The organism is Bacillus sp. FSL M8-0025 (assembly GCF_037975475.1).
GTDB classification, from domain to species: Bacteria; Bacillota; Bacilli; order Bacillales; family Bacillaceae; genus Bacillus; species Bacillus subtilis.
This window is the reverse complement of record NZ_CP150258.1, coordinates 2,419,296-2,443,882: the sequence shown is the minus strand read 5'-3', so window position 1 is coordinate 2,443,882 and position 24,587 is coordinate 2,419,296. Positions and strand designations below refer to the sequence as shown.

Sequence of the window (24,587 nt, the reverse complement as noted above, 5' to 3'; positions counted from 1 at the left end):
AATTTTATCGAAGGGCAGCACCTGTCCTTCTCCTTACACTTTGAGGGAGGTGAACACAATGTCAGAAGAAAAACAAACCGTTGAACAAAACGAAACAGAAGAGCAAGAAATCATTGAAGAACAAGCTGCCGCTGATGAACATCAGGAAGAAACAAATGAAAGCGAACTTCTTCAAAACCAAATTAACGAATTGCAAGGTTTGCTTGAGGAAAAAGAAAACAAACTTTTGCGTGTTCAAGCAGACTTTGAAAACTATAAACGACGCAGCCGTTTAGAGATGGAAGCGTCCCAAAAATACCGTTCTCAAAATATCGTGACTGATTTACTGCCGGCTCTTGACAGCTTTGAACGAGCGCTTCAGGTTGAAGCCGACAATGAACAGACGAAAAGTTTGCTCCAGGGAATGGAAATGGTCCACCGTCAGCTCGTAGAAGCCTTGAAAAAAGAAGGCGTCGAAGCCATCGAAGCTGTAGGGCAGGAATTTGATCCTAATCTGCACCAAGCTGTTATGCAGGCTGAAGACGAAAACTACGGCTCAAACATTGTTGTTGAGGAAATGCAAAAAGGCTATAAGCTGAAGGATCGCGTCATTCGCCCTTCCATGGTCAAAGTGAATCAATAATTACATAGCAGGAGGTTATTCAAGTGAGTAAAGTTATCGGAATCGACTTAGGAACAACAAACTCATGTGTGGCAGTGCTTGAAGGCGGCGAGCCTAAAGTTATTGCTAACGCTGAAGGAAACCGCACAACGCCATCAGTTGTTGCATTTAAAAACGGCGAACGTCAAGTAGGGGAAGTGGCTAAACGCCAATCTATTACAAACCCTAACACAATTATGTCTATCAAACGTCATATGGGTACTGATTATAAAGTTGAAATTGAAGGAAAGGATTACACTCCACAAGAAGTGTCTGCTATCATCCTTCAACACCTTAAATCATACGCTGAAAGCTATCTTGGCGAAACAGTATCAAAAGCAGTTATCACAGTTCCTGCATACTTTAACGATGCTGAGCGTCAAGCAACAAAAGACGCTGGTAAAATTGCAGGTCTTGAAGTAGAACGTATCATCAACGAGCCGACTGCAGCAGCGCTTGCATACGGACTTGATAAAACAGATGAAGATCAAACGATCCTAGTATACGACCTTGGCGGCGGTACATTCGACGTTTCCATCCTTGAGCTTGGCGACGGTGTATTCGAAGTTCGTTCAACTGCCGGCGACAACCGTCTGGGTGGGGACGATTTTGACCAAGTTATCATCGATCATCTTGTGTCTGAATTCAAAAAAGAAAACGGCATTGATTTATCAAAAGACAAAATGGCGCTTCAGCGTTTGAAAGACGCAGCTGAAAAAGCGAAAAAAGATCTTTCCGGCGTATCTTCTACGCAAATTTCTTTACCGTTTATCACAGCTGGAGAAGCAGGACCCCTTCACCTTGAACTTACATTAACTCGCGCTAAATTCGAAGAGCTTTCTTCTCATTTAGTAGAGCGCACAATGGGTCCTGTCCGTCAAGCGCTTCAAGATGCAGGACTTTCTGCAAGCGAAATCGACAAAGTCATCCTTGTCGGCGGATCAACTCGTATCCCTGCCGTACAAGAAGCAATCAAAAAAGAAACTGGAAAAGAAGCGCATAAAGGCGTAAACCCGGATGAAGTTGTAGCGCTTGGTGCTGCGATTCAGGGCGGCGTTATCACAGGTGACGTAAAAGACGTTGTTCTTCTTGACGTTACACCGCTTTCTCTCGGTATCGAAACAATGGGCGGCGTGTTTACAAAACTGATCGACCGCAACACGACGATCCCGACAAGCAAATCTCAAGTGTTCTCAACTGCTGCTGATAACCAAACAGCTGTTGATATCCATGTTCTGCAAGGTGAGCGCCCAATGTCTGCCGACAACAAAACACTCGGCCGCTTCCAGCTTACTGATATCCCGCCAGCACCGCGCGGCGTGCCTCAAATCGAAGTTTCTTTCGATATTGACAAAAACGGTATCGTAAACGTAAGAGCAAAAGACTTAGGCACAGGAAAAGAACAAAACATTACAATCAAATCTTCTTCAGGTCTCTCAGATGAAGAGATCGAACGCATGGTAAAAGAAGCGGAAGAAAATGCTGACGCTGATGCGAAGAAAAAAGAAGAAATCGAAGTCCGCAACGAAGCAGATCAGCTTGTTTTCCAAACTGAGAAAACATTAAAAGATCTTGAAGGCAAAGTGGACGAAGAACAAGTGAAAAAAGCCAACGATGCCAAAGATGCTTTAAAAGCAGCGATTGAGAAAAACGAATTTGAAGAGATCAAAGCGAAAAAAGATGAGCTTCAAACAATCGTTCAAGAGCTTTCTATGAAGCTTTATGAAGAAGCTGCTAAAGCACAGCAAGCTCAAGGCGGAGCAAACGCTGAAGGCAAAGCGGATGACAACGTTGTCGACGCTGAATACGAAGAAGTAAACGACGACCAAAACAAAAAATAAGTTCTTTTTAGTGTCAGCCCCCCTTCCGGAGCTGACCGAAAAGAACACATTTCATAATCTGATTCAATGATTAGAAAGTCAAAGTCAGGCATCTCTTGGCTTTGACTTTTTTTCTTGCCCGGGATAAAAGGAATTGAAAAATCATAATTCAAAATGATACAATCTAATTTATGTGAGAAATTCGGGAGAGTGAAGCGAGATGAGTAAGCGTGATTACTATGAAGTGCTGGGAGTAAGTAAGAGCGCTTCAAAGGATGAAATTAAAAAAGCTTATCGGAAGCTGTCAAAAAAATATCATCCTGATATTAACAAAGAAGCCGGATCAGATGAAAAATTTAAAGAGGTAAAAGAAGCATACGAAACGCTGTCAGATGACCAAAAACGTGCGCATTACGATCAATTTGGTCACACTGATCCTAACCAAGGCTTCGGCGGCGGAGGTTTTGGCGGCGGCGATTTCGGCGGTTTTGGTTTCGATGATATTTTCTCAAGTATATTCGGCGGAGGCACAAGACGAAGAGATCCCAACGCTCCGCGCCAGGGTGCTGATTTACAGTATACGATGACCCTGTCGTTTGAGGATGCTGCTTTCGGTAAAGAAACAACCATCGAAATTCCCCGCGAGGAAACGTGCGAAACATGTAAAGGCTCAGGTGCGAAACCTGGAACAAATCCAGAAACATGCTCCCACTGCGGAGGCTCCGGCCAGTTAAACGTGGAGCAAAATACACCGTTTGGAAAAGTCGTTAACAGACGGGTCTGCCACCACTGTGAAGGTACAGGCAAAATCATTAAAAACAAATGTGCGGACTGCGGCGGCAAAGGAAAAATCAAAAAACGCAAGAAAATCAATGTGACAATTCCAGCCGGTGTAGATGACGGGCAGCAGCTTCGTCTCTCGGGACAGGGTGAACCAGGAATAAACGGCGGCCCTGCTGGGGATTTATTTGTCGTGTTCCATGTACGCGCACACGAGTTCTTCGAGCGTGACGGCGATGATATTTACTGTGAAATGCCGTTAACGTTTGCTCAGGCTGCTCTTGGAGATGAGGTAGAAGTGCCGACGCTGCATGGAAAAGTGAAATTGAAAATTCCGGCCGGTACACAAACAGGAACGAAATTCAGATTAAGAGGCAAAGGCGTTCAAAATGTCAGAGGCTATGGACAGGGTGACCAGCATATCGTCGTCCGCGTCGTTACGCCGACAAATCTGACTGATAAACAAAAAGACATTATCCGCGAATTTGCCGAAGTCAGCGGAAACCTGCCTGACGAACAGGAAATGAGTTTCTTTGACAAGGTAAAACGCGCGTTTAAAGGCGATTAATTATTGGATGAGGAGTTGGTAGTTTTGAAATGGTCCGAATTAAGCATTCACACAACACATGAAGCGGTCGAACCTATCTCAAATATATTGCATGAAGCTGGTGCAAGTGGGGTTGTGATAGAGGACCCGCTTGATTTAATTAAAGAACGTGAGAATGTGTACGGGGAAATCTACCAGCTCGACCCCAATGATTACCCAGATGAGGGTGTCATTGTCAAAGCATATCTGCCGGTTAACAGTTTTCTGGGCGAAACTGTAGACGGCATTAAAGAAACGATTAATAATCTCCTTCTTTACAATATTGATTTGGGCAGAAACCACATCACTATTTCTGAAGTAAATGAAGAAGAGTGGGCGACTGCCTGGAAAAAGTATTATCATCCTGTGAAAATTTCTGAAAAGTTTACAATTGTGCCGACGTGGGAGGAATATACGCCGGTCCATACTGATGAACTGATTATTGAAATGGACCCGGGAATGGCTTTCGGCACAGGGACACATCCGACAACCGTACTCTGCATTCAGGCGCTTGAACGCTTTGTGCAAAAGGGTGATAAGGTGATTGATGTCGGCACTGGTTCGGGAATTTTAAGTATTGCGGCTGCAATGCTTGAGGCTGAATCGGTTCATGCCTACGATCTTGATCCCGTGGCTGTAGAAAGTGCACGCCTTAATCTCAAGCTGAACAAAGTCAGCGATATTGCTCAAGTGAAGCAAAACAATTTGTTAGACGGGATTGAAGGGGAACATGATGTGATTGTGGCCAACATTTTGGCTGAAGTCATTCTTCGCTTTACTTCACAAGCGTACAGCCTGTTAAAAGAAGGCGGTCACTTTATTACGTCAGGAATCATCGGTCATAAAAAACAAGAAGTAAAAGAAGCACTGGAACAAGCTGGCTTTACCATTGTAGAAATCCTTTCAATGGAAGATTGGGTCAGCATTATTGCGAAAAAATAACAGTTAGTAGGTGTCACAGCGTATGCAACGATATTTTATCGAGCTCACGAAGCAGCAAATAGAGGAAGCGCCGGCTTTTTCGATTACCGGCGAAGATGTTCATCATATTGTGAACGTGATGAGAATGAATGAGGGAGATCAGATTATCTGCTGCTCTCAAGACGGCTTCGAGGCAAAATGTGAACTTCAATCTGTTTCCAAAGATAAAGTGTCCTGCCTTGTGATAGAATGGACGAATGAAAACAGAGAGCTTCCTATAAAGGTCTATATTGCGAGCGGCCTTCCGAAAGGAGATAAGCTTGAATGGATTATCCAAAAGGGGACTGAGCTCGGAGCTCATGCCTTTATTCCTTTCCAAGCCGCGCGTTCTGTTGTCAAGCTGGATGACAAAAAGGCAAAGAAAAAGCGGGAAAGATGGACGAAAATTGCGAAGGAAGCGGCTGAGCAATCGTACCGTAACGAAGTGCCGCGAGTGATGGATGTCCATTCTTTTCAGCAGCTTCTTCAAAGGATGCAGGATTTCGATAAATGTGTCGTTGCATACGAGGAGTCATCGAAGCAAGGGGAAATAAGCGCATTCAGCGCGATTGTAAGCAGCCTTCCGAAAGGATCATCTCTATTGATCGTATTTGGTCCCGAAGGCGGTTTAACAGAAGCGGAGGTTGAACGGCTCACAGAGCAAGACGGTGTGACGTGCGGCCTTGGACCGAGAATTTTAAGGACAGAAACCGCTCCGCTATACGCGTTGAGTGCGATTTCTTATCAAACAGAGTTATTAAGAGGTGATCAGTAATGGCAACTGTTGCTTTCCATACGCTTGGCTGTAAAGTCAACCATTATGAAACAGAAGCAATCTGGCAGCTTTTCAAAGAAGCGGGCTATGAAAGAAGAGACTTTGAACAAACAGCTGATGTATATGTCATTAATACATGTACGGTTACAAATACGGGAGATAAAAAAAGCCGCCAAGTGATCAGACGCGCCATTCGTCAAAATCCTGACGGTGTCATCTGTGTCACAGGCTGCTACGCGCAAACCTCACCTGCTGAGATTATGGCGATCCCCGGTGTCGACATTGTAGTTGGAACACAGGACCGTGAAAAAATGCTTGGCTACATTGACCAATACCGAGAAGAACGCCAGCCGATTAATGGCGTCAGCAACATCATGAAAGCAAGAGTATATGAAGAGCTTGATGTGCCTGCTTTCACGGACCGTACAAGAGCGTCATTGAAAATACAGGAGGGCTGCAATAATTTCTGCACATTCTGTATCATTCCGTGGGCGCGCGGCCTGCTCCGCTCCCGCGACCCTGAAGAAGTCATTAAACAAGCGCAGCAGCTTGTTGATGCCGGATATAAGGAAATTGTTCTTACGGGTATTCATACAGGCGGCTACGGCGAAGATATGAAAGATTACAACTTCGCGAAGCTTTTGAGCGAATTAGACACCCGTGTGGAAGGCGTGAAACGGATCAGAATTTCTTCAATCGAAGCCAGCCAAATCACTGACGAAGTGATCGAGGTCTTAGACCGCTCAGATAAGATAGTGAATCATTTGCATATTCCGATCCAATCCGGATCAAACACAGTGCTTAAACGGATGAGACGCAAATATACAATGGAATTCTTTGCAGACCGTTTAAATAAATTGAAAAAAGCACTGCCAGGCTTAGCTGTTACTTCTGATGTCATCGTCGGATTCCCTGGAGAAACAGAAGAAGAATTTATGGAAACCTATAACTTTATTAAAGAACATAAATTCTCTGAACTGCATGTTTTCCCTTACAGTAAACGTACAGGAACACCAGCTGCGCGAATGGAAGACCAAGTGGATGAAAACGTGAAAAACGAACGTGTGCACCGCCTGATTGCTCTTTCTGACCAGCTTGCAAAAGAATACGCTTCTCAGTATGAAAATGAAGTGCTTGAGATTATTCCTGAGGAAGCCTATAAAGAAACAGAAGAAGAGAACATGTTTGTCGGTTACACAGACAACTATATGAAGGTTGTTTTCAAAGGCACGGAAGATATGATCGGTAAAATCGTAAAAGTCAAAATCCTAAAAGCAGGTTATCCTTACAACGAAGGACAGTTTGTCCGTGTGGTTGAGGATGAAATAACTGAACACATGCGTTTGTCTTCTTAACCTAAAAAATCGGTGCATTAAAATGTACCGGTTTTTTATTTAGCCGGGATAAGAAGGTGAATCAATCGGTAAAACAAGTTTGTAAGCGGAAGAAACAAAAGAGCTGTCACCACATTAAATAAAAGGCTGAAATGAGCAATCCTTTGGGCAGGATCAGGTGATAACTGTTCTACAAAGCCGGTCGCTGCGGTCAGAAAAGGCAATACTAGAGCGACCCCTAGCACGTTAAATACCACATGGGCATACGCTGTCTGTTTCGCCGCATATCCGCCGGATACAGCAGCCATGACAGCTGTAATGCATGTCCCGATATTTGATCCGAGTACGACGCTCATCGCCTGTGTCAGTCCGATAATCCCTTCATTCATAAAACTCATCAAAATGCCGATACAGACAGAACTGGAGTGAATGATGGCAGTTAACACCATCCCGATTAGCAAAGCGGACCAGTTTGAATCGTTAACATGGTATAGAACGTCGGCTCCCGTTTTCAGCTTCGTCAGCGGCCCGGCAAGATGGCTGAATCCGCTGATGCAAAAGAAGATGATGCCCAGTCCAAGGAAGCTTGTTCCCAGCTGTTTCAAAGGATACCTGCCAGTCAGAAAAAACAATAAACCTCCTATTAAAAGAACCCAAATCAAAATATCCATTTTGATAGCAATAAATTCAGTTGTAAAAGTAGAGCCAACATTTGTCCCCAGAATCATCGGTATCGTCCGCTTAAAAGAAAGAACGCCCGCACTTACAAAGCCGATGACAATGACCATAAAGGCTGAGCTGCTCTGAAGTATCCCCGTAAATACAATGCTGATAAGAAACGCTTTTAACGGATGGTCTGTAAATAAAAGCAAACGTTCTTCAATTTTTGAGTACGCCATTGAAATTAAGCCCTTTCGAAGCATGTTCATGCCTGCGAGAAAGAATAATATAAGAGCAGTAAAGCTAATCAGAATTAACATCCTATTCACCAACCCCTTTCTTTCATTATATAGACAGGCAGTCGCACTCATGACGGAAAAGTGAACTCACTTAGTTGACCTGACTGATGGCTTATATTATAATGTCAAAGTACATGTTTATATGTGTAACTTAAAGGTAGTCGATTGGTGTATTCGGAGGGAGGGAAAGAGAATGTCAAAAACGGTCGTTAGAAAAAACGAATCGCTTGAAGATGCTCTTCGTCGCTTCAAACGCAGTGTATCAAAGACAGGTACTTTGCAAGAAGCAAGAAAGCGTGAATTTTATGAAAAACCTAGCGTAAAGCGCAAGAAAAAGTCTGAAGCTGCTAGAAAACGCAAATTCTAAAAGAGGGTGGATTTATGAGTCTTCTTGAGCGTCTCAACCAGGATATGAAGCTGTATATGAAAAACCGTGAGAAAGACAAACTGACTGTCGTTCGAATGGTTAAGGCTTCACTTCAAAATGAAGCAATTAAGCTTAAGAAAGACAGTTTGACCGAGGATGAGGAACTCACTGTCCTTTCTCGTGAACTTAAGCAACGTAAAGACTCCCTCCAGGAATTTTCAAACGCTAATCGTTTAGATTTAGTAGATAAAGTTCAAAAAGAGCTGGACATTTTAGAAGTTTATTTACCTGAGCAGCTGTCAGAAGAAGAGCTGCGTACAATCGTAAATGAAACCATCGCGGAGGTCGGTGCGAGCTCAAAAGCGGACATGGGCAAAGTGATGGGGGCAATTATGCCTAAAGTAAAAGGTAAAGCTGACGGAAGTTTAATTAATAAGCTTGTGAGCAGTCAACTGTCTTAAATGGCAAAGAAAAGGACATCTTTCTAAGAGAGATGTCTTTTTTTATACATAAAAAAATGAAACCTTTGATACATTTGTTACGTATGAAGAGAAGGCACTTTATTATAAAAGGAAGGAGGGATACACCGCCCTTGCTTCAAATCAAAGGATTCCGTGCTGCTCTTTTGGGTATATTTTTGCTTTCTTTATTAGGCGTACAACTGAACGCAAAAGCAGAAAAGCAAGCTGTTTATGTGATTCCGGTTGAAAAAAATGTCGAACAGGGTCTCGCCTCGTTTTTGTCCCGTTCGTTACAAGATGCAAAGGATGCACATGCAGACCATATTATTCTTGATATCAATACCCCAGGGGGATTGGTCAAATCTGCTATTGATATGGCCGATTTGATAACCGAAAGCGAGATCCCCGTAACTGCATATGTCAACAAACGAGCGTTGTCTGCTGGTGCATATATTGCACTTCAAGCAGATCACATTTATATGGCGCCTGGCGGAAAAATGGGAGCCGCCGCGATTGTTGATGGCCAAGGCAATGCCGCTGACCAAAAAGCTCAATCACTTTGGCTGGCAGAGATGGAAGATGCCGCAGTGAAAAATAACCGCGATCCAAAATATGCGCTCGCAATGGCTGATCCGGATATAGATGCCAAGGAAGTCGGCGCGCCTAAGGGAGATCTGCTGACACTTAACGCAGACAAGGCAATTGAGGTAGGCTATTCAGAAGGCACTGCTGACAATTTGTCCACGCTCGTAAAGAAGCTTGGGTTCGAAAAGGCGCAGATTAGCTACGCAAAGGAGAGCTTTGCGGAAAAGACAGCAAGATGGCTGACGAATCCGGTCATTGTCCCTATTCTGCTGACAATCGCTTTTTTAGGTCTGACGGTGGAGCTTTTTTCCCCGGGTGTCGGCCTCCCTGGAACGGCTGGACTCATTGCGTTATTGCTGTTCTTCTACGGGCATCTCGCAGCAGGCCTTGCCGGGTATGAGACGGTTCTCCTCTTTATAGCAGGGGTGATTCTCATTCTGCTTGAGATTTTTCTTCCCGGAGGAATCATTGGATTACTGGGCTTGGGAGCGATTATTGCGAGCCTGTTTTTAGCCGCGGGGAGCTTCACTGTCATGGCGGTTTCTCTCTTGATCGCCTCAGCTGTTTCGATTACAGCTTTTATTTTACTGACAAGGGTGTTGGGAAAGCGTATGAAATTCTTTAAGAAATTGATATTAAATGATTCTACAAACACGGAGAGCGGCTACGTTTCAAATCAAACGCGCACGGACTTAATGGGAAAAGTGGGTATAACCTTTACACCGCTGCGTCCTTCCGGTACCGTGATTATTGATGATGAACGCCTTGACGTTGTTTCGGAGGGATCGTTTACAGAAAAAGATAAAAAAGTAAAAGTGATTAAAGTAGAAGGCTCACGCATTGTCGTGAGAGAAATTTAAATAGAAACGAGGAGAAGTTATATGGATCCGTCAACACTTATGATTCTGGCAATTGTCGCAGTAGCGATCATTGTTTTGGCAGTATTTTTTACATTTGTGCCTGTAATGCTTTGGATTTCAGCTTTGGCAGCCGGAGTGAAAATCAGCATTTTCACTCTAGTTGGGATGAGGCTTCGCCGTGTCATTCCGAATCGGGTTGTTAACCCGCTGATTAAAGCCCATAAAGCGGGACTTAATGTTGGAACAAACCAGCTTGAAAGCCACTACCTGGCTGGAGGTAATGTTGACAGAGTCGTCAACGCGCTTATCGCCGCTCAGCGAGCTAACATTGAACTCACATTCGAGCGCTGTGCTGCCATTGATCTTGCAGGCCGGGACGTGTTGGAAGCTGTTCAAATGAGCGTTAATCCTAAGGTGATTGAAACACCGTTCATTGCCGGTGTCGCCATGGACGGAATTGAAGTGAAAGCGAAAGCGAGAATCACAGTAAGAGCGAATATCGAGCGCCTCGTCGGGGGAGCAGGGGAAGAAACCATTGTAGCTCGTGTAGGTGAGGGGATCGTTTCTACAATCGGTTCATCTGATAATCATAAAAAAGTGCTTGAAAACCCTGACATGATTTCTCAGACAGTCCTTGGAAAAGGATTGGACTCAGGAACTGCGTTTGAAATTCTCTCAATTGATATTGCAGATGTAGATATCGGCAAAAACATCGGTGCAATTTTACAAACCGATCAGGCCGAGGCTGATAAAAACATCGCGCAGGCAAAAGCGGAAGAACGACGTGCGATGGCTGTCGCTCAAGAACAGGAAATGCGTGCCCGCGTAGAAGAGATGCGCGCGAAAGTGGTAGAAGCCGAGGCGGAAGTGCCGCTTGCGATGGCAGAAGCTTTGCGTGAAGGGAATATTGGCGTCATGGATTACATGAATATCAAGAACATCGATGCTGACACAGAAATGCGTGATTCATTCGGCAAGCTGACGAAAGACCCTTCGGATGAAGACCGCAAATCATAATCTCTCTAAGAAGGGAGAACGCTGATGGAAGATTTACTGACCAATCCGCTTATTATTGCAGCGATCATCGGAATCATTTCTGCGATTTTCGGCAAAAAGAGCAAAGAAGAAAAGCAAAACAGCCAAAAAAGAAAAAAACCTCAACACGTGCAATCTGCTTCTCCTCAAAAGAAGCAGTCAAAAGAAGATGCCCCTGCACCTATCCCTAACCGTATGGAACAGGCAAGACGGGAAGCGGAAGAAAGACGCAGGGAAACAGCAAGAAACCTGAAAGGGCTGGGACGAGATCTTGCTGCTGCCAAACAAAAAACAGTATATACAAAACAAAAAATGCTTCAGGTGAATAAGGACACCGTCGTACAGGGGATCGTTCTAGGAGAGGTGTTCGGGCCTCCACGGGCGAAAAAACCTCACCGTACGATGCGCCCGGCCCGTAAAAATTAAAGTGTTAGAACCTCCTTTCAAATCATACATATGAGATGAAAGGGGGTTCTTTTTGTATGGGGCAAAGAAAGAATCGTATGAAAGCTTGGCTGACAAGAGCATTGGAAATTCCCCCGGACGTTATGATGGATCTGCCGAGGATTACAATGGTTGGCAGACTTCATATCTACATAGAAAACCACAGAGGCCTTTTGCTTTTCAGTGAGAATGAAGTGCGGCTGATGCTGAAGCAGGGCCAGTGCATCATATCTGGTAAAAATTTTGTCATCAAGGCGATTCTTCCGGAAGAGATACTTTTGGAGGGTACGATTGATGTCGTTCGATATGTTGAGTCATAAAGCCGAGGGGGAAATGTTGTGAAAAATAAATGGCTGTCTTTTTTTTCGGGTAAGGTCCAGATTGAATTGACGGGAAGAGGGATTGAGCGGCTCCTTAATGAATGCACAAGACAGGGGATTCCGGTCTTTCATGTCAAAAAAAAGAAAGAAGCCGTATCGTTATATATACAGCTTCAGGATGTACATGCCTTTCGGCGGGTGAGAAGTAAATTTAAATGTAAAGCCCGATTTATCTATCGGAAGGGATTTCCCTTCCTGTTGCTGAAATCAAAGCTGAATATAGGGTTTACGATCGGTTTTGCGATTTTTTTCATCCTTTTGTTTTTGCTGTCCAATATGGTGTGGAAAATTGATGTGACAGGCGCTAAGCCTGAAACAGAACATCAAATGAGGCAGCATCTTAATGAAATCGGCGTCAAAAAGGGCCGTCTGCAGTTTTTAATGATGTCACCCGAAAAAATACAGAAATCATTAACCAATGGAATAGACAATATCACTTGGGTCGGAGTTGATCTGAAGGGGACGACCATTCACATGAAAGTTGTGGAGAAAAATGAGCCCGAAAAAGAAAAATATGTTAGCCCGCGCAATATTGTCGCCAAAAAGAAAGCAACCATTACGAGAATGTTTGTGCAAAAAGGACAGCCCATGGCCGCCATACACGATCACGTTGAAAAGGGGCAGCTACTTGTTTCGGGACTGATCGGCAGCGAAGACCATCAGCAGGAAGTCGCCTCAAAAGCAGAAATTTACGGAGAAACCTGGTATAGATCAGAAGTGACAGTCCCGCTTGAAACATTATTTAACGTCTATACGGGCAAAGTAAGGACAAAGCACAAGCTTTCTTTTGGTTCTTTGGCAATCCCGATCTGGGGGATGACGTTTAAAAAAGAGGAATTGAAGCATCCAAAAACAGAACAAGAAAAGCATTCGCTTCATTTTCTCGGATTTAAGCTCCCTGTATCCTATGTCAAAGAGCAAACGAGAGAAAGTGAAGAGGCTTTGCGAAAATATACAAAAGAAGAAGCAGTTCAAGAAGGCATTAAATTGGGTAAACAGGATGTAGAGGATAAAATAGGCGAAAACGGCGAGGTGAAAAGTGAAAAAGTTTTGCACCAGACTGTTGAGAATGGTAAAGTAAAGTTGATTATTCTCTACCAAGTTATAGAAGATATCGTTCAAACCACACCTATTGTCAGGGAGACTGAAGAATGACAGAACATTTACTTGCGATGAATCAAAAACTGAAAAACCCGGACGAGGCGCTTTCACTCTTCGGGAACCAAGATTCTTTTTTGAAATTGATGGAGAAAGATCTGAATGTAAATATCATTACGCGCGGCGAGACGATTTATGTTTCAGGCGATGATGAATCGTTTCAGATTGCAGACAGGCTGCTGGGATCGCTCCTCGCTTTAATTCGCAAGGGGATAGAGATCTCTGAACGTGATGTGATTTACGCCATCAAAATGGCAAAGAAGAATGAACTTGAATACTTTGAAAGCATGTATGAAGAAGAAATTACAAAAAACGCAAAAGGCAAATCAATCCGTGTAAAAACAATGGGACAGCGGGAATACGTGGCCGCTATGAAGCGGAATGACCTTGTATTCGGCATTGGTCCGGCGGGAACCGGGAAAACGTACCTGGCTGTCGTAAAAGCAGTCCATGCTTTAAAAAACGGACATATCAAAAAAATCATTTTAACAAGACCTGCCGTGGAAGCCGGTGAAAGCCTTGGTTTTCTCCCAGGTGACCTAAAAGAAAAAGTAGATCCTTATTTGCGCCCGCTGTATGACGCTCTCCATGATGTGCTTGGGGCAGATCATACAGAACGTCTGATGGAAAGAGGCATCATTGAAATTGCTCCGCTCGCATATATGAGGGGGCGGACGCTCGATGATGCTTATGTTATACTTGATGAAGCACAGAATACCACGCCTGCTCAAATGAAAATGTTTTTGACGAGACTGGGTTTTGGCTCTAAAATGATCATTACAGGTGACGTCAGCCAAATTGATCTGCCGAAAGGCGTCAAATCGGGACTTGCAGTAGCGAAGGAGATGCTGAAAGGAATAGACGGCATTTCTATGATTGAGCTAGACCAGACAGACGTGGTCAGACATCCGCTTGTTGCGAAAATTATTGAAGCATACGATAAGCAAAATTAATGCTGAATGACCCGATCGCGCGTTATCGGGTCATTTTTATGATTGCTTATGGGCTTGATGTTTCAAGAGGAGGTTCTTGTGTTGAAAAAGAAGGCTAAGACCAAAAGCAGCTCAAAAAAATGGAGCAGTTTTAAAAATGCCCGCTCCATGCATGTACTGCTGTATCTTCTGCTGGCTGCCATTATGTTTGCTTTGCTCTTTGTACATGTTAAGCCGGAAACACTTGATTTAGACCTGTTTTCAGTCAGCGACAAGACCATTTACGCTCCGGCAACCGTAGAAGATCAAAAAGCCACAGAGGAAAAAAAGCAAGCCGCTGAGGACGCGGTTGAAGATCAATATACATTAAAAAAAGAATATACAGACAATCGGATTGACCTTGTGTCATCAATATTCGACAGTATTAGTGAAGTGAAAAAATCATCGGAAGAAGGCAGTAAATCACCATCGGAAAAATCAATGGTCAAATCTGTAAAGGACAAATTGACTTCAGATGTGAATGATTCTATATCGGAGGATTCCATCAAGACATTGCTTAAAGCAGACAGTGAAGACTTTTCTTTTGTCAGAGATACGGTCATTACCGCAGTAAATACGGTCATGAGCAGTGAAATCCCCTCGGATAAACTATCTGATGCAAAGGATAAGGTAGAAAAAGAGCTAAAGAGCAATTCTATTCCGTCTAAATACTTGGGAGCTGCGACAGAAATCGGGCGTTTTGCTATTATTCCGAATTACGTTTTCGATCCGAAAGCAACAGAGGCAAAACGGCAGGAAGCCTCAGATAATGTCCAGCAGGTCCAAATCAAACAGGGGCAAGTGCTCGTGGAAGAAAATGACCTCATTGATCGGGAAGTGTACAGGAAACTTGAGCTGACTGGGTTATTAAATAACTCAAATCTCTTTAAACCGATCAGCGGGCTATTGATTATGATCGGACTTTTCATTGCAACACTTGTATATTATTTTGAAAAACAGAAACAAAATCTGAAGTTTAAAAACCAATCCATTCTGTTATTCTCCATAATCACAACACTTTTGCTTGTGATCATGGAGGTTGTCAGTTTGTTTCAGAAGATGGAGTATAATAATATCGGCTATCTGGTCCCCATTGCGGCAGGCGCCATCTTAATCAAACTGCTGATGAATGAACGCATTGCCATTTTGGGAAGTATCATTCTTGCGATTTGCGGAAGTATGATGTTTAATCAGGGTGTGACAGGAACATTCAATTATGTCATAGGGATTTATTATTTGATCAGCGGCATTTCAGGTGTATTATTTTTAGGAAAACACAATGCAAGATCAAAGATTTTGCAGACCGGACTTTTCGTGGCGTTTATTAATATGGTTGTCGTTCTATCCTTATTATTGATCCAGAACACTGCGCTGTCGGGTCTTGAAATCGGCACGTTAATGCTCATGGGGGTTGTGTCGGGGTTTGCTTCATCTGTATTGATCATCGGCCTGATGCCGTTTTTTGAGACGGGCTTTGGCATTTTATCCACCATGAGGCTGCTCGAGCTGTCTAATCCTAACCATCCGCTATTGCGCAAAATACTGACAGAAACACCAGGTACATATCATCACAGTGTAATGGTTGCCAATTTATCAGAGGCAGCCTGTGAAGCGGTTGGGGCTAATGGTTTGCTTGCAAGAGTCGGCGCATATTATCACGATCTCGGAAAAACAAAGCGCCCGCAATATTTTATTGAAAACCAAATGAATATTGACAATCCGCATGACAAGCTGTCACCTCAGTTGAGTAAAAATATTATTATCTCGCATACGACAGACGGTGCGAATATGCTGAGAAGCTATAAATTTCCGAAAGAACTTGTCGATATTGCTGAGCAGCATCATGGAACCTCGCTTTTAAAGTTTTTTTACTATAAAGCGAAGGAAAAAGGCGACCAGATTACAGAGGAAGAGTTCCGTTATCCGGGGCCGAAGCCGCAGTCAAAGGAAGCCGCAATTATATCAGTGGCCGACAGTGTTGAAGCGGCCGTCAGATCCATGCATAATCCAAATCCTGAACGAATTGAAAAGCTTGTCCGGGGTATTATATCCGATAAGCTTCAGGACGGACAGTTCAGTGAATGCGATTTGACATTTAAAGAGCTGGATACAATCGCAAAAACGCTCTGTGCAACATTAAAAGGAATTTTCCACTCCCGGATTGAATATCCGGAGGCTACTAAGAAGGTGAAATAGATGAGTTTACTGATTGATATCGTTGATGAAACGGGAAGCGTCTCAGAAGAGATGCTCAAAGAAGTAGAAAATCTGCTTCAATTTGCCGCTGAGCGTGAAGGCGTTCAGGATCAGGCTGAAGTTTCTGTCACGATTGTTTCCAATGATGACATACATCAGATTAACAAAGAATACCGGGGAAAGGATGCTCCGACAGATGTCATCTCATTTGCTCTTGAAGAAGAGGGGGAAGGCGAGATCGAAATCGTGGGCGCCGAAATGCCTCCGGTTTTAGGTGATATTATCATCAGTGCCGATCGCACAAGAGAGCAGGCAGAGGAGTATAATCATTCTTTTAAAAGAGAGCTCGGATTTCTAGCTGTACACGGATTTCTGCACCTTTTAGGATATGACCATATGACGAAAGAGGAAGAAGAGGAGATGTTTACTAAGCAAAAGGAATTGCTGGACGCTTATGGACTCAAAAGATCATAGAAATGAGCTGAAGCGATTCTTCAAAAGCTTCGTGCATGCAGGCCGGGGCATCTGGGAAACAGCGCGGACGGAGCGGAATTTCCAATTTCATGCCGCAGCCGCCTGTGCTGTTCTCATTTGCGGCTTCCTTGTAGAGCTCAGCATGATTGAGTGGATGATTATATTCCTTTTGATAGGCGGTATGTTTTCGCTTGAGCTTTTAAATACAGCCATTGAACATACGGTTGATTTAATAACTGACAAACATCACCCTCTTGCTAAAGCGGCCAAGGACGCTGCCGCCGGGGCTGTTTGCGTTTTTGCCGTGATTTCGTGTATCATTGGTTTACTTATTTTTTTGCCAAAGCTGTAATGGCTGAAAATTCTTACATTTATTTTACATTTTTAGAAATGGGCGTGAAAAAAAGCGCGCGATTATGTAAAATATAAAGTGATAGCGGTACCATTATAGGTAAGAGAGGAATGTACACATGAACAGACAAGAATTAATAACAGAAGCTTTAAAAGCGCGTGATATGGCATATGCGCCGTATTCCAAATTCCAAGTAGGAGCCGCTCTTCTTACCAAGGATGGAAAAGTGTACAGAGGCTGCAACATTGAGAACGCGGCATACAGCATGTGCAATTGCGCCGAGCGTACCGCTTTATTTAAAGCTGTTTCTGAAGGGGATACAGAGTTTCAGATGCTGGCCGTTGCGGCTGACACCCCTGGACCGGTATCTCCGTGCGGAGCCTGCCGCCAGGTGATTTCTGAGCTTTGCACAAAAGACGTTATTGTCGTACTGACTAATTTACAAGGACAAATAAAAGAAATGACTGTGGAAGAATTATTGCCAGGCGCATTTTCATCGGAGGATTTACATGACGAACGAAAGCTTTAAATCAGGATTTGTATCCATTATTGGAAGACCAAACGTAGGAAAATCTACATTTTTGAACAGAGTCATTGGACAAAAAATCGCGATCATGAGCGATAAGCCCCAAACGACGAGAAACAAGGTGCAAGGAGTACTGACGACAGGCACATCACAAACCATTTTTATTGACACACCAGGGATTCATAAACCTAAGCATAAGCTTGGGGACTTTATGATGAAAGTGGCGCAAAATACATTAAAAGAAGTTGATTTGATCTTGTTTATGATCAATGCTGAGGAAGGCTACGGAAAGGGCGACGAATTCATCATTGAGAAATTGCAGACGATGTCTACACCTGTATTCTTAATCGTAAACAAAATCGATAAAATTCATCCCGACCAATTGCTTCTGCTAATTGACGAATACCGCAAACGTTATCCTTTTAAGGAAATTGTTCCGATTTCTGCTTTAGAAGGAAATAACATCGAAACCTTGCTCGCTCAGATTGAAGCGTATTTGCCGGAAGGGCCGCAATTCTATCCGAGTGACCAGGTAACTGACCACCCTGAGCGATTTATCATTTCTGAATTAATCAGGGAAAAGGTGCTGCATTTGACGAGAGAAGAAATCCCGCACAGCATTGCGGTGGCCATCGAATCCATCAAAGGGCAGGACAACGGTTCTGTGCACGTAGCGGCAACGATTGTGGTCGAGCGGGATTCCCAGAAAGGCATCGTGATCGGTAAAAAAGGAAGCCTTCTAAAAGAGGTTGGAAAAAGAGCGAGAGCGGATATTGAAGCACTGTTGGGCTCCCGTGTCTACCTTGAATTGTGGGTGAAAGTGCAGAAAGACTGGCGTAATAAAATGTCCCAGCTTCGCGATTTTGGCTTTAAAGAGGACGAATATTAATCTCTAGCTGTGTGTGTCATTATCTCACAGGAACAGGGATACATTAGCAAATTTTGTTTAACATGAAATGGAGGACATCTGGTCAAGATAAAGGTAAGAATTTGGAGTTTAGGTAAGCTAGTTTAACTACAGAAAGGTGGGTTTCTTGTGTTGAATTTTACCTGGAACGTATTTTCTCAAACAGGAAATGTTGATACGTATCTTCTTTTTAAAGAACTGGAAAAAGAGAACATGGAAAGACCCGAAGAACTAGAAGATGAGCTAGCCCGATTTGATTATCCAATTTTATAAACCTCTTGGCCGCTCCTGCTTGAGGAAGGTGCGGAAATGCTGACAAAATGTGAAGGAATCGTTCTTCGCACAAATGATTACGGAGAGACGAATAAAATCGTAACTTTACTGACAAGAGAACACGGAAAAATAGGTGTTATGGCACGAGGCGCCAAAAAACCGAACAGCCGTTTATCAGCAGTCAGCCAGCCCTTTTTGTATGGTTCTTTCTTAGTGCAAAAAACATCGGGCCTCGGAACGCTTCAGCAGGGGGAAATGATCCTCAGCATGAGAGGCATCAGGGAAGACTTGTTTTTAACAGCATATGCTGCCTATATTGCTGAGTTAGTCGACAGAGGCACAGAAGAAAAAAAGCCAAATCCTTATTTATTTGAATTCATATTAGAGTCATTAAAACAGCTGAATGAAGGGACAGATCCGGATGTTATCACCTTCATTGTTCAAATGAAGATGCTCGGTGTCATGGGCCTGTATCCTGAGCTAAATCATTGTGTACATTGTAAAAGCCAAGACGGAACCTTTCATTTCTCTGTTCGTGATAATGGTTTTATATGCCACCGCTGTTTTGAAAAAGATCCTTACAGGATACCGATCAAACCGCAAACGGCAAGGCTGTTAAGACTCTTTTACTATTTTGATCTGTCGAGGCTCGGAAATGTGTCCTTAAAAGAGGAAACAAAAGCTGAATTAAAGCAAGTGATTGATTTATATTACGAAGAATATTCGGGATTGTATTTAAAATCAAAGCGCTTTTTAGATCAAATGGAAAGCATGAAACATCTTATGGGTGAAAACAAAAGTTGACTTTTGGTCCATCTTTTTATATGATCATTTATTATAAAATATGTTGCAGTGAGAGAAAGAAGTACTTGCGTTTACCTCATGAAAGCGACCTTAGGGCGGTGTAAGCTAAGGATGAGCACGCAACGAAAGGCATTCTTGAGCAATTTTAAAAAAGAGGCTGGGATTTTGTTCTCAGCAACTAGGGTGGAACCGCGGGAGAACTCTCGTCCCTATGTTTGCGGCTGGCAAGCATAGAGACGGGAGTTTTTTGGTTGCTGCCGCAGTCAACTTATGAAAGAAAAGTGGAGGTGCTTGAAATGAATATTCAAGACATGATTCTAACCTTGCAAAAGCATTGGTCCAGTCAGGGCTGTGTGCTTATGCAGGCTTACGATGTAGAAAAAGGAGCCGGCACGATGAGCCCGTATACATTTTTGCGCAGTATCGGTCCTGAGCCGTGGAAAGTGGCTTATGTAGAGCCTTCCAGACGTCCGGCAGACGGCCGCTACGGGGAGAACCCGAACAGACTGTATCAGCATCATCAGTTCCAGGTCATTATTAAACCGTCACCTGATAACATTCAAGAGCTGTATTTGGATTCCTTGCGTGCTCTTGGAATTGATCCGCTTGAGCACGATATTCGCTTTGTTGAAGACAACTGGGAGAATCCGTCTTTAGGCTGCGCGGGTCTAGGCTGGGAAGTTTGGCTTGACGGAATGGAAATAACACAATTTACGTATTTCCAGCAGGTCGGGGGATTAGAGTGTAAACCCGTTTCTGTAGAGATTACGTATGGAATTGAGCGTCTCGCGTCTTATATCCAGGATAAAGAAAACGTGTTTGACTTGGAATGGACGTCAGGGTTTACAGTAAAAGATTTATTCATGATGGCTGAATATGAGCATTCTGTTTATACGTTTGAAACATCAGACGTCGATATGCTGTTCCAATTGTTCAGCACATATGAAAAAGAAGCGATCAAGCAAATGGACAACGGACTTGTTCATCCAGCATATGACTATGTGCTGAAATGCTCGCACACTTTCAACCTGCTTGATGCCAAAGGTGCGATCTCTGTTACCGAGCGGACGGGCTATATCGCAAGAGTGCGGAATTTAGCTAGAAAAGTAGCAAAAACCTACTATGAGGAACGAGAAAAACTAGGGTTCCCAATGCTTAAAGGGGAGGGTTCTTCTCATGAGTAAACAGGATTTACTTTTAGAGATCGGATTAGAGGAAATGCCGGCGCGCTTTTTGAATGAAAGCATGGTTCAGCTTGGCGACAAGCTGACAGGCTGGCTTAAAGAAAAAAATATTACTCACGGTGAAGTGAAACTCTTCAATACACCGAGACGTCTTGCTGTGTTCGTTAAGGATGTCGCAGAAAAGCAGGATGATATAAAAGAAGAAGCAAAAGGGCCTGCGAAAAAAATTGCCCTTGATGCGGACGGGAACTGGACAAAAGCGGCAATCGGCTTTTCAAAAGGCCAAGGCGCAAATGTGGAAGACCTGTACATCAAAGAAGTAAAAGGCATAGAGTATGTATTCGTGCAAAAATTCCAAGCCGGCCAAGAAACGAAGTCGCTTCTGCCAGAATTGAGCGGTTTAATTACAAGCTTGCATTTCCCGAAAAACATGCGCTGGGGAAATGAAGATTTGCGTTATATCCGACCGATCAAATGGATTGTCGCATTATTTGGACAGGATGTCATTCCATTTTCGATCACAAACGTTGAGTCTGGACGGACAACACAGGGACACCGTTTCCTCGGACATGAAGTGTCAATTGAATCACCTTCAGCTTATGAAGAGCAGCTCAAAGGACAGCATGTTATTGCTGATCCTAGCGTCCGAAAGCAAATGATTCAATCTCAGCTGGAAACAATGGCTGCTGAAAACAATTGGAGCATTCCAGTTGACGAAGACCTTCTTGATGAAGTGAATCATTTAGTAGAATACCCGACAGCTCTTTACGGTTCATTTGAATCCGAGTTTCTGTCAATTCCTGAAGAAGTGCTTGTCACAACAATGAAAGAGCATCAGCGCTACTTCCCTGTCAAAGACAAAAACGGTGACCTGCTGCCTCACTTTATCACAGTCCGAAACGGCAACAGCCACGCGATTGAAAATGTGGCCCGAGGCAATGAAAAAGTGCTGCGCGCACGTTTATCTGATGCTTCATTCTTCTACAAAGAAGATCAGAAACTAAACATTGATGCAAATGTGAAGAAGCTTGAAAATATCGTTTTCCATGAAGAGCTTGGTTCTCTTGCTGATAAGGTTAGGAGAGTCACATCAATCGCAGAGAAACTTGCCGTTCGTCTTCAGGCTGATGAAGATACATTAAAACATGTGAAGCGGGCTGCTGAAATTTCTAAATTCGACCTTGTGACGCATATGATATATGAATTCCCTGAACTTCAAGGAATTATGGGCGAAAAGTATGCGAGAATGCTTGGCGAAGATGAAGCTGTGGCTGCGGCAGTTAATGAACATTATATGCCTAGATCAGCGGGCGGAGAAACGCCTTCTACTTTCACCGGAGCTGTTGTAGCAATGGCGGATAAGCTTGACACAATCGCTTCATTCTTCTCTATCGGCGTAATTCCGACCGGTTCCCAGGACCCTTACGGACTGCGCCGCCAAGCAAGCGGTATTGTTGCGATTCTTCTTGACCGCAACTGGGGAATTTCATTTGAAGAGCTGCTTACTTTCGTTCAAACCGATAAAGAAAATGAACTGCTGGATTTCTTCACTCAGCGCTTGAAATATGTCTTGAATGCTGAACAAATCAGACATGATGTCATTGACGCCGTGCTGGAAAGCTCTGAGCTTGAGCCGTACTCTGCGCTGCATAAAGCACAAGTACTGGAGCAAAAGCTTGGTGCACCTGGCTTTAAGGAAACAGCCGAAGCGTTAGGCCGAGTGATCTCTATCAGCAAAAAAGGAGTCCGCGGAGACATTCAGCCTGATCTGTTTGAAAATGAATACGAAGCAAAACTGTTTGATGCCTACCAAACAGCGAAGCAAAATCTGCAGGAAAACTTCAGCAAAAAAGATTATGAGGCGGCGCTTGCTTCACTTGCAGCCTTAAAAGAACCGATCGATGCTTACTTCGATCATACAATGGTTATAGCGGATAATGAGTCATTAAAGGCAAATCGTTTAGCGCAAATGGTAAGCTTGGCGGATGAGATCAAGTCCTTTGCGAATATGAATGCCCTTATTGTAAAATAAAGAGAGAAAAGGCGGTTGCTGTGTGATCGGTAATCGTCTTTTCCCCATTTATAAGTTTTTTGTTTGATTACAAGATATTTACGTTATAATATGGATTATTATTTCTTTACATAGCTATGAAGTGAAAAGGTGGTGAGTACGATCGAACTAAATAAACGGCAAGAACATATTTTGCAGATTGTAAAAGAAAACGGGCCGATTACAGGGGAGCATATTGCAGAAAAGCTGAACCTAACCAGGGCGACATTGCGCCCGGATTTAGCCATACTCACCATGTCAGGATTCCTCGAGGCGCGCCCGAGAGTCGGTTATTTCTATACGGGAAAAACCGGCACACAGCTTTTGGCGGATAAACTCAAAAAGCTTCAGGTGAAAGACTTTCAATCTATCCCCGTAGTGATTCACGAAAACGTTTCTGTGTACGATGCGATTTGCACCATGTTTTTAGAAGATGTAGGTACTCTGTTTGTGGTGGACCGCGATGCTGTTTTAGTCGGGGTGCTTTCACGAAAAGACTTGCTCAGAGCGAGCATTGGCCAGCAGGAGCTTACATCGGTCCCTGTTCACATCATCATGACAAGGATGCCGAACATTACGGTGTGCAGACGCGAGGATTATGTGATGGACATTGCAAAGCACTTAATAGAAAAACAAATTGATGCACTGCCTGTCATCAAAGACACCGATAAAGGCTTTGAAGTGATCGGCAGAGTGACAAAAACAAATATGACCAAAATACTTGTCAGTTTATCTGAAAATGAAATCCTATAAGATTGCAAACTAACGGGGGGATAATATGAATAACCGCATCATCTATGTTGTATCGGATTCCGTCGGTGAAACGGCTGAATTGGTAGTAAAAGCAGCACTCAGCCAATTTAACGGATCGGCGGATGATACTCATGTAAGAAGAATTCCTTATGTTGAAGATATAGGCACTATCAATGAAGTGATTTCACTTGCAAAGGCAGACGGCGGCATTATCTGTTTTACACTCGTGGTGCCGGAAATCAGAGAATATTTGATAGCCGAAGCGGAAAAAGCAAATGTTTTATATTATGATATTATCGGCCCGTTGATTGATAAAATGGAAACAGCCTATGGTTTAACAGCGAAATACGAACCGGGGCGGGTGCGCCAGCTTGATGAAGATTATTTCAAAAAAGTGGAGGCCATCGAGTTTGCAGTTAAATACGATGATGGACGTGATCCAAGAGGGATTTTAAAAGCTGATATCGTTTTGATCGGCGTGTCAAGAACGTCTAAAACACCGCTGTCTCAATATCTCGCACACAAACGCCTGAAGGTTGCCAATGTTCCGATTGTACCGGAGGTTGATCCGCCGGAAGAACTCTTTAACGTTGATCCGAAAAAATGCATCGGTTTAAAGATTAGCCCTGATAAACTGAATCATATCAGAAAAGAACGTTTAAAATCACTCGGGCTTAATGATAAAGCGATTTATGCAAATATCAACAGAATCAAAGAGGAACTCGAGTATTTCGAAAAGATTGTGGATCGGATCGGCTGCCAGGTTGTTGATGTTTCAAATAAAGCGGTTGAGGAAACAGCAAATATTATCCATCATCTCAAAACAAAAAACATATAACTCAGGACGCTCTATCCTGGGTTTTTGGCTGTGCCAAAAGGGAATAATGAAAAACAATAGCATCTTTGTGAAGTTTGTATTATAATAAAAAATTGTGATAAAATGATTAATTTTA

26 protein-coding genes are annotated in these 24,587 nt (G+C 43.4%); 25 read left to right on the top strand and 1 reads right to left on the bottom strand.

Going from position 1 to position 24,587, the window contains the following annotated elements:
- Nucleotides 1-58: 58 nt before the first annotated feature.
- The 6 genes from grpE (at nt 59) to mtaB (ending at nt 6,916) form a co-directional block, all read left to right on the top strand.
- Complete coding sequence (grpE, locus tag MKX38_RS12520) at nt 59-622, top strand: nucleotide exchange factor GrpE (RefSeq protein WP_029317891.1); 564 nt, start codon at nt 59-61, stop codon at nt 620-622.
- A 23-nt stretch (nt 623-645) separates the two neighbouring features.
- A complete protein-coding gene (gene dnaK, locus MKX38_RS12515) occupies nt 646-2,481 on the top strand; it encodes a molecular chaperone DnaK (RefSeq protein ID WP_004398786.1) in 1,836 nt (611 codons plus the stop codon).
- Between the two features lie 199 nt (nt 2,482-2,680).
- Nucleotides 2,681-3,808, top strand: a complete 1,128-nt coding sequence (dnaJ, locus tag MKX38_RS12510; protein WP_003230010.1) for a molecular chaperone DnaJ — start codon at nt 2,681-2,683, stop codon at nt 3,806-3,808.
- 24 nt (nt 3,809-3,832) lie between these two features.
- Nucleotides 3,833-4,768, top strand: a complete 936-nt coding sequence (gene prmA, locus MKX38_RS12505) for a 50S ribosomal protein L11 methyltransferase (RefSeq protein ID WP_004398884.1) — start codon at nt 3,833-3,835, stop codon at nt 4,766-4,768.
- Between the two features lie 22 nt (nt 4,769-4,790).
- The gene (locus MKX38_RS12500) at nt 4,791-5,561 is read left to right on the top strand and encodes a 16S rRNA (uracil(1498)-N(3))-methyltransferase (protein WP_015384126.1); all 771 of its coding nucleotides are present in this window, start codon (nt 4,791-4,793) and stop codon (nt 5,559-5,561) included.
- Entirely contained in the window at nt 5,561-6,916 is a 1,356-nt protein-coding gene (gene mtaB, locus MKX38_RS12495) for a tRNA (N(6)-L-threonylcarbamoyladenosine(37)-C(2))-methylthiotransferase MtaB (protein ID WP_014114458.1), read from the top strand. Before MKX38_RS12500 ends, mtaB begins: the two co-directional genes overlap by 1 nt.
- A gap of 35 nt (nt 6,917-6,951) precedes the next feature.
- Here mtaB and MKX38_RS12490 read toward each other — a convergent pair whose 3' ends face one another.
- Nucleotides 6,952-7,875: a Na/Pi symporter gene (locus MKX38_RS12490; protein ID WP_015714282.1), complete on the bottom strand. Its 924-nt coding sequence runs from the start codon at nt 7,873-7,875 to the stop codon at nt 6,952-6,954.
- Between the two features lie 172 nt (nt 7,876-8,047).
- On the opposite strand from MKX38_RS12490, the gene rpsU reads away from it, so the two are divergent.
- The 19 genes from rpsU (at nt 8,048) to MKX38_RS12395 (ending at nt 24,472) form a co-directional block, all read left to right on the top strand.
- Nucleotides 8,048-8,221 (top strand): 30S ribosomal protein S21, encoded by a 174-nt coding sequence (gene rpsU, locus MKX38_RS12485; protein WP_003152957.1) that lies wholly within the window; start codon nt 8,048-8,050, stop codon nt 8,219-8,221.
- Nucleotides 8,222-8,235: 14 nt separating this feature from the next.
- On the top strand, nt 8,236-8,682 hold the full coding sequence (locus MKX38_RS12480; protein WP_003230022.1) for a GatB/YqeY domain-containing protein: 447 nt from the start codon (nt 8,236-8,238) through the stop codon (nt 8,680-8,682).
- 131 nt (nt 8,683-8,813) lie between these two features.
- Nucleotides 8,814-10,127, top strand: coding sequence for a nodulation protein NfeD (locus tag MKX38_RS12475; RefSeq protein WP_161476862.1), 1,314 nt, complete (start codon nt 8,814-8,816; stop codon nt 10,125-10,127).
- A 21-nt stretch (nt 10,128-10,148) separates the two neighbouring features.
- Entirely contained in the window at nt 10,149-11,144 is a 996-nt protein-coding gene (gene floA, locus MKX38_RS12470) for a flotillin-like protein FloA (RefSeq protein WP_003230026.1), read from the top strand.
- A 24-nt stretch (nt 11,145-11,168) separates the two neighbouring features.
- Complete coding sequence (locus MKX38_RS12465; RefSeq protein WP_339187275.1) at nt 11,169-11,588, top strand: hypothetical protein; 420 nt, start codon at nt 11,169-11,171, stop codon at nt 11,586-11,588.
- 56 nt (nt 11,589-11,644) lie between these two features.
- A complete protein-coding gene (gene yqfC, locus MKX38_RS12460; protein ID WP_003226191.1) occupies nt 11,645-11,926 on the top strand; it encodes a sporulation protein YqfC in 282 nt (93 codons plus the stop codon).
- A gap of 18 nt (nt 11,927-11,944) precedes the next feature.
- Complete coding sequence (gene yqfD / locus MKX38_RS12455) at nt 11,945-13,141, top strand: sporulation protein YqfD (protein ID WP_015251682.1); 1,197 nt, start codon at nt 11,945-11,947, stop codon at nt 13,139-13,141.
- Entirely contained in the window at nt 13,138-14,097 is a 960-nt protein-coding gene (locus MKX38_RS12450) for a PhoH family protein (protein ID WP_014477373.1), read from the top strand. The genes yqfD and MKX38_RS12450 overlap by 4 nt, the downstream gene beginning before the upstream one ends.
- Before the next feature lie 78 nt (nt 14,098-14,175).
- On the top strand, nt 14,176-16,311 hold the full coding sequence (gene pgpH, locus MKX38_RS12445; protein WP_010886570.1) for a cyclic-di-AMP phosphodiesterase PgpH: 2,136 nt from the start codon (nt 14,176-14,178) through the stop codon (nt 16,309-16,311).
- Nucleotides 16,312-16,785, top strand: coding sequence for an rRNA maturation RNase YbeY (ybeY, locus tag MKX38_RS12440; protein ID WP_003230039.1), 474 nt, complete (start codon nt 16,312-16,314; stop codon nt 16,783-16,785).
- On the top strand, nt 16,766-17,137 hold the full coding sequence (locus MKX38_RS12435; RefSeq protein ID WP_015384119.1) for a diacylglycerol kinase family protein: 372 nt from the start codon (nt 16,766-16,768) through the stop codon (nt 17,135-17,137). The genes ybeY and MKX38_RS12435 overlap by 20 nt, the downstream gene beginning before the upstream one ends.
- Before the next feature lie 118 nt (nt 17,138-17,255).
- The gene (locus MKX38_RS12430) at nt 17,256-17,666 is read left to right on the top strand and encodes a cytidine deaminase (protein WP_003230049.1); all 411 of its coding nucleotides are present in this window, start codon (nt 17,256-17,258) and stop codon (nt 17,664-17,666) included.
- Nucleotides 17,647-18,552, top strand: coding sequence for a GTPase Era (era, locus tag MKX38_RS12425; protein WP_003230051.1), 906 nt, complete (start codon nt 17,647-17,649; stop codon nt 18,550-18,552). Before MKX38_RS12430 ends, era begins: the two co-directional genes overlap by 20 nt.
- Nucleotides 18,553-18,699: 147 nt before the next feature.
- Nucleotides 18,700-18,843 carry a YqzL family protein gene (locus tag MKX38_RS12420; RefSeq protein WP_003230053.1) on the top strand — a complete coding sequence of 48 codons (144 nt, stop codon included), beginning with the start codon at nt 18,700-18,702 and terminating at the stop codon, nt 18,841-18,843.
- 36 nt (nt 18,844-18,879) lie between these two features.
- A complete protein-coding gene (recO, locus tag MKX38_RS12415; RefSeq protein WP_339187270.1) occupies nt 18,880-19,647 on the top strand; it encodes a DNA repair protein RecO in 768 nt (255 codons plus the stop codon).
- 296 nt (nt 19,648-19,943) lie between these two features.
- Nucleotides 19,944-20,831 (top strand): glycine--tRNA ligase subunit alpha, encoded by an 888-nt coding sequence (gene glyQ / locus MKX38_RS12410; protein ID WP_003226213.1) that lies wholly within the window; start codon nt 19,944-19,946, stop codon nt 20,829-20,831.
- A complete protein-coding gene (glyS, locus tag MKX38_RS12405; RefSeq protein ID WP_003230059.1) occupies nt 20,824-22,863 on the top strand; it encodes a glycine--tRNA ligase subunit beta in 2,040 nt (679 codons plus the stop codon). Before glyQ ends, glyS begins: the two co-directional genes overlap by 8 nt.
- 132 nt (nt 22,864-22,995) lie before the next feature.
- Nucleotides 22,996-23,634: a transcriptional regulator CcpN gene (gene ccpN, locus MKX38_RS12400; protein ID WP_003237058.1), complete on the top strand. Its 639-nt coding sequence runs from the start codon at nt 22,996-22,998 to the stop codon at nt 23,632-23,634.
- Between the two features lie 25 nt (nt 23,635-23,659).
- On the top strand, nt 23,660-24,472 hold the full coding sequence (locus MKX38_RS12395; protein ID WP_003230064.1) for a pyruvate, water dikinase regulatory protein: 813 nt from the start codon (nt 23,660-23,662) through the stop codon (nt 24,470-24,472).
- The last annotated feature ends 115 nt before the right edge of the window (nt 24,473-24,587 follow it).